The organism is Vibrio sp. 811 (assembly GCF_033339195.1).
Window position 1 is genome coordinate 1 of record NZ_JAWOUB010000793.1, and the last position, 552, is coordinate 552.

Here is a 552-nt window from a genome sequence, read left to right on the forward strand (position 1 = left end):
GAAAACGCTAGAAAAAGATCTTCAGAAGCTTACAGACAAGATGACTGCTGCTGACAGCGCAAACATCATGGGTAAAGCAGTGGAAGTAAACGGCACGAAAGTACTGGTTGCTGCACTAGAAGGCGCGGATAGCAAAAACCTACGTACTATGGTTGATGACATCAAGAACCAAATGGGCTCAGGTGTTGTGCTTCTAGCAAACGTAACAGATGACAAAGTTGGCTTGAGTGCTGGTGTGACGAAAGATCTGGTAGGCAAAGTTAAGGCGGGCGATCTCGTTAAAATGGTTGCAGAGCAGGTTGGTGGTAAGGGCGGTGGGCGCCCTGACATGGCGCAAGCTGGTGGTACTGATGTGTCAGCATTACCAGAAGCGATCAAAACTGTTCAGCCTTGGCTAGAAGAGCGCTTATAAGCATTACATAACGAATTTACGCTCAATCCAGTGTTTTTGATTGGGTGTAATTTTTTTACGGTAACCAAGTGGTTTAATTGACCGAAAAATAACCAGGTCATTTAAGCTGCTTGGTTTTTGTTGTAACTACCGCTTATATA

The 552-nt window shown here is 44.7% G+C and carries 1 protein-coding gene; it reads left to right on the forward strand.

Annotation, left to right across the window (positions count from 1 at the left end):
* On the forward strand, positions 1-412 hold a 412-nt coding region (locus R7Q46_RS29435; protein WP_318078621.1), incomplete at its 5' end, for a DHHA1 domain-containing protein.
* Positions 413-552 lie beyond the last annotated feature (140 nt).